Source organism: Segeticoccus rhizosphaerae (assembly GCF_009192725.1).
In the GTDB taxonomy this organism is placed as follows: domain Bacteria; phylum Actinomycetota; class Actinomycetes; order Actinomycetales; family Dermatophilaceae; genus Segeticoccus; species Segeticoccus rhizosphaerae.
The window spans coordinates 1-4226 of sequence record NZ_VOHR01000316.1; the positions used below are offsets into that span (position 1 = coordinate 1).

Sequence of the window (4226 nt, forward strand, 5' to 3'; positions counted from 1 at the left end):
GCCAGCGTCTCGGCCAGGGGCCGTGGCGTCAGACCGGCCCGCAGGGCCGCGCCGATGTCGCGGGCCGAGAACCCGGCATACTCGGGCAACGGCAACCAGAGCGGCAGCGAGCGCGGGCCGGCCCACGGCTCCACCCGATGCTCGGCGAGCCAGTTCTGGCCGACCCGCAAGAGCGGCCCGGTGTGCCCCGCGACCCGCCGGGCGGTGGCCAGGTGGTCGGGCAGCGAGGTCACGTGGCCGCTGACGTTGTAGGCACCGGCCACCCGGCCCTCGGCACAGTGCACCAACCACGTGGCGAGATCGCGCACGTCGATCACCTGGGTGCTGAGGGCGGGGGAGTCGGGCACCAGGACGGCTCCGCCGGAGCCGTCCCCGTGTCCCGGGTCGGCTGGGGCGGCGAACCGCGACGGCCAGTAGGTCGTGCGGTCGGTGTGGTCGCCGGGGCCACCGATCAGCCCGGCCCGGGCCAGGGTGCAGCGTCGCTCGCCCACCGCTTCACGAAGGAGCGCCTCGCAGGCGACCTTCGCCTCGCCATACGTCTCCCGGTCAGCGGTGTCCGAGTCGAGGGCGGGCAGCAGCGCAGCGGACTCGTCTGCGCCGGGGGTGTCGTGGTCGGCGTAGACCGAGCAGGAGGAGACGTAGACCCAGTGCCCGACGCGTCCCGCGAGCGCGGTGGTGGCCGACCGCACGAAGCCGGGCTGCCAGGTCACATCGACGACCGCGTCCCAGTCCTGCCCACGGACCCGGTCGTAGGCGTCCGGTCGTGAGCGGTCGGCGCGCACCAGGGTGGCTCCGGCCGGGACGCTGCCGGATTCCCCGCGGGCCAGAGCGGTCACGTCGTGGCCGCGGTCGAGAGCGGTGTGGGCGATCTGGCCGCCCAGCCAGGCGGTGCCACCGAGGATCAGGATGCGCATGGCCACCACCCAAGCACGCGCACCCCGGCGGGTCGCGCAACTTCGCTGAGCGCAGAGCGGAGGCCGTGTCTAGAGTGAGGACATGGAGCGGCGGATCTTCGGTATCGAGAACGAGTACGGCGTCACGTGCACGTTCGAGGGCCAGCGCCGACTGACCCCCGACGAGGTGGCGCGTTACCTCTTCCGCAAGGTCGTCTCGTGGGGCCGCTCCAGCAACGTCTTCCTGGCCAACGGCGCCCGGCTCTACCTCGACGTCGGGAGCCACCCGGAATACGCCACTCCCGAGTGCGACGACGTGCGTCAGGTCGTCGTGCACGACAAGGCGGGGGAGCGGGTGGTCGAGGGGCTGGTGGACGACGCCCAGGCCAGGATCTCCGAGGAGGGCGTGGCCGGCCAGATCTACGTCTTCAAGAACAACACCGACTCGGCCGGCAACTCCTACGGCTGCCACGAGAACTACCTCGTCGGCCGGCAGGGCGAGTTCGCGAGGATCTCCGACATCCTCATCCCGTTCCTCGTCAGCCGCCAACTCACTTGTGGCGCAGGCAAGATCGTCACCGTCGGACGGGCCCCGACCTACTCGCTGAGCCAGCGCGCCGATCACATCTGGGAGGGCGTGTCCAGCGCGACCACCCGGTCACGTCCGATCATCAACACCCGGGACGAGCCGCACGCCGACGCCGAGAAGTATCGCCGCCTGCACGTGATCGTCGGCGACTCCAACATGAGCGAGACCACGACCATGCTGAAGGTGGGGTCGGCCGACCTCGTGCTGCGGATGATCGAGGCCGGCGTGATCATGCGCGACCTGACGCTGGAGAACCCGATCAGGGCGATCCGCGACATCAGCCACGACATGAGCGGCCGGCACAAGGTCCGGCTGGCCAACGGACGCGAGCTGTCCGCGCTGGACATCCAGAGCGAGTACTACGAGAAGGCGGCGGCCTTCGCCGATCGCGAGGGGCTCGACGACCCCACGCACAAGAGCGTTCTCGACCTGTGGCAGCGCACCCTGTCCGCAGTCGAGTCCGACGACCTGTCCAGCGTGGACACCGAGATCGACTGGGTGATGAAGTACCAGCTGCTGAGCCGGTATGCCGACAAGCACCACCTCGCGCTGGACGACCCCCGGATGCTGCAGATCGACCTGACCTATCACGACATCAACCGTGAACGTGGCCTGTTCTACCTGTGGCAGCGGCGGGGCAAGACCGCCCGCGTGTGCACCGACCTGGAGATCTTCGAGGCCAAGTCGGTGCCCCCGCAGACCACGCGGGCCAAGCTGCGCGGAGACTTCATCCGGGCCGCCCAGGAGCACCGTCGCGACTTCACCGTCGACTGGGTGCACCTCAAGCTCAACGACCAGGCCCAGCGCACGGTCCTGTGCAAGGACCCGTTCGCCGCGGTCGACGCCCGGGTGGCCCGGCTGATCGAAAGCATGTAGCAACCTCACGGCTCCCCTTTGGGGAACTCACAGGCTCTGCGGTTATCGTGAACGACGGCAACCTCCCCCCGATCAAAGGTCTTCTCGCGTGCGTCTGAACCGAAACCGCCTGCTCGCCGCAGGCGTCCTTCCGCTGCTGCTCGTCGCCGGGTGCGGCTCGGGTGACTCGGGCGGCAGTGCCTCGCCCTCGGCCTCAAGCACGCCCGGTGGGTCGGCCTCGGCCCCTTCGGGGGGCGCGACGCAGGCCTCCGACAGCCCGCTCACCGACCTCGTCGTGAAGAGCAAGGGCAAGAACGGCCCGCAGGTCAGCCTGAAGCACAAGCCCTTCTCCGTGTCCCAGACCGAGACCAAGGTGGTGTCCCCAGGTGACGGCGAGAAGGTGACCAAGGCGCAGACCCTGACCGTCGACTACCTGGTCGTCAACGGCTCCAACGGCAAGCAGCTGGAGAGCAACTACGGCAAGTCCGCGGCCACGCTGGACCTCGCGGCCAAGGGTCTTTTCCCCGGTCTGGTCAAGGGGCTGCCGGGGCAGAAGGTCGGCTCCAAGGTCGTCGTGGCGATCCCGCCGGCCGACGCCTTCGGGAGCAACGGCAACTCCCAGCTCGGCATCGGCCCCAACGACACGTTGCTGTTCTACGTGGACATCCAGAAGGCCACCACCCCGCTGAAGTCGGCCCAGGGCACGGCGGTCAAGCCGAAGCCGGGCCTGCCCAAGGTCAAGGTCACGGCGGACAAGCCGGCCTCGTTCACCATCCCCAAGCACGCCGCTCCCAAGAAGCTCGTGGTCCAGCCCCTGATCAAGGGCAAGGGCGCCGAGGTCAAGCCTGGCCAGCAGGTCACCGTGAACTACACCGGGGTCCTCTGGCGCAACGGCAAGGTCTTCGACAGCAGCATCGGCCGAGAGCCGTTCACCTTCCAGGTGGGCGCTCAGCCCCGACAGGTCATCGCCGGCTGGGACAAGGCCGTGCAGGGCCAGCCGGTCGGCAGCCGGCTGCTGGTGGTCGTGCCGCCGGACGAGGGCTACGGCAAGAAGGGACAGGGTCCGATCAAGGGCACCGACACCATGGTGTTCGTGGTCGACCTGCTGGCCGCGAGCTGACGACGCCGTACCACCGAAAGGGATTCCCCATGGGCTTCGACCCGCAGACCACCAAGCCGGAGATCGACTTTCCCGGTGACCAGCCACCCACCGAGCTGGTCATCGAGGACGTCAAGGAGGGCGACGGCCGCGAGGCCGCGGCGGGCGACACCGTCAGCGCGCACTACGTCGGGGTCGCCCACTCCTCCGGCGAGGAGTTCGACGCCTCCTGGAACCGCGGCGAACCCCTCGACTTCCGGCTCGGTGTCGGTCAGGTCATCCGCGGTTGGGACGAGGGCATCGTCGGCATGAAGGTCGGCGGCCGCCGCAAGCTGACCATCCCGGCGGCGCTCGGCTACGGCGACCGCGGTGCGGGAGCAGCCATCAAGCCGGGCGAGTCGCTCATCTTCGTCGTCGACCTCGTCGACGTCCGCTGACCGGCACCCACTAGCTCCCGAGCAGTCTCGCGGCGTGGCGGCCGGCCGCGGCCGCCGCGACGAAGGACGCCCGGTCCTGGTGGAGTCCGCGCCCCATGGTCGACAGGGGCACGGGGCTGGCCGAGAGGGCCGCGTCCAGCCCCGTCAGGTCGATCTCGTATGCCGTGAGCCGCCCAGCGCTGTCGCGCACCAGCTCGTCGGCGCCGGTCCGCACGAGGTCCCCCACCTCGCCACCCAGCATCGGCACCGGCACATCGGCCGCCACCAGGGCGACCCTGCCGTAGGCCGTCCGGCTGTGGTGCGACAGCCCGCGGTGCCGCTCGCGCGCGTCGGCCTGGGAGACCCGCAGCGAC

The 4226-nt window shown here is 70.0% G+C and carries 5 protein-coding genes; 3 read left to right on the plus strand and 2 right to left on the minus strand.

Annotation, left to right across the window (positions count from 1 at the left end; all coding sequences use genetic code 11):
• The coding region (locus tag FRW57_RS18060) for an NAD-dependent epimerase/dehydratase family protein (RefSeq protein WP_152186653.1) at positions 1 to 914 on the minus strand (914 nt) is incomplete at its 3' end.
• Positions 915 to 996: 82 nt separating this feature from the next.
• Between FRW57_RS18060 and pafA the strand changes: the two genes are divergently transcribed.
• The 3 genes from pafA (at position 997) to FRW57_RS18075 (ending at position 3873) form a co-directional block, all read left to right on the plus strand.
• Positions 997 to 2358, plus strand: coding sequence for a Pup--protein ligase (pafA, locus tag FRW57_RS18065; RefSeq protein ID WP_152186654.1), 1362 nt, complete (start codon positions 997 to 999; stop codon positions 2356 to 2358).
• Between the two features lie 88 nt (positions 2359 to 2446).
• Positions 2447 to 3457 carry an FKBP-type peptidyl-prolyl cis-trans isomerase gene (locus tag FRW57_RS18070; protein WP_137122994.1) on the plus strand — a complete coding sequence of 337 codons (1011 nt, stop codon included), beginning with the start codon at positions 2447 to 2449 and terminating at the stop codon, positions 3455 to 3457.
• Between the two features lie 29 nt (positions 3458 to 3486).
• A complete protein-coding gene (locus FRW57_RS18075) occupies positions 3487 to 3873 on the plus strand; it encodes an FKBP-type peptidyl-prolyl cis-trans isomerase (RefSeq protein WP_137122993.1) in 387 nt (128 codons plus the stop codon).
• Between the two features lie 10 nt (positions 3874 to 3883).
• Here the strand turns inward: FRW57_RS18075 and FRW57_RS18080 are convergent.
• The coding region (locus FRW57_RS18080) for a DUF3866 family protein (RefSeq protein WP_152186655.1) at positions 3884 to 4226 on the minus strand (343 nt) is incomplete at its 5' end.

Bases quoted from the DNA above. Each gene is read 5' to 3' on its own strand.
- FRW57_RS18075 (WP_137122993.1), top strand. From the start codon at position 3,487: ATGGGCTTCGACCCGCAGACCACCAAGCCGGAGATCGACTTTCCCGGT.
- pafA (WP_152186654.1), top strand. From the start codon at position 997: ATGGAGCGGCGGATCTTCGGTATCGAGAACGAGTACGGCGTCACGTGC.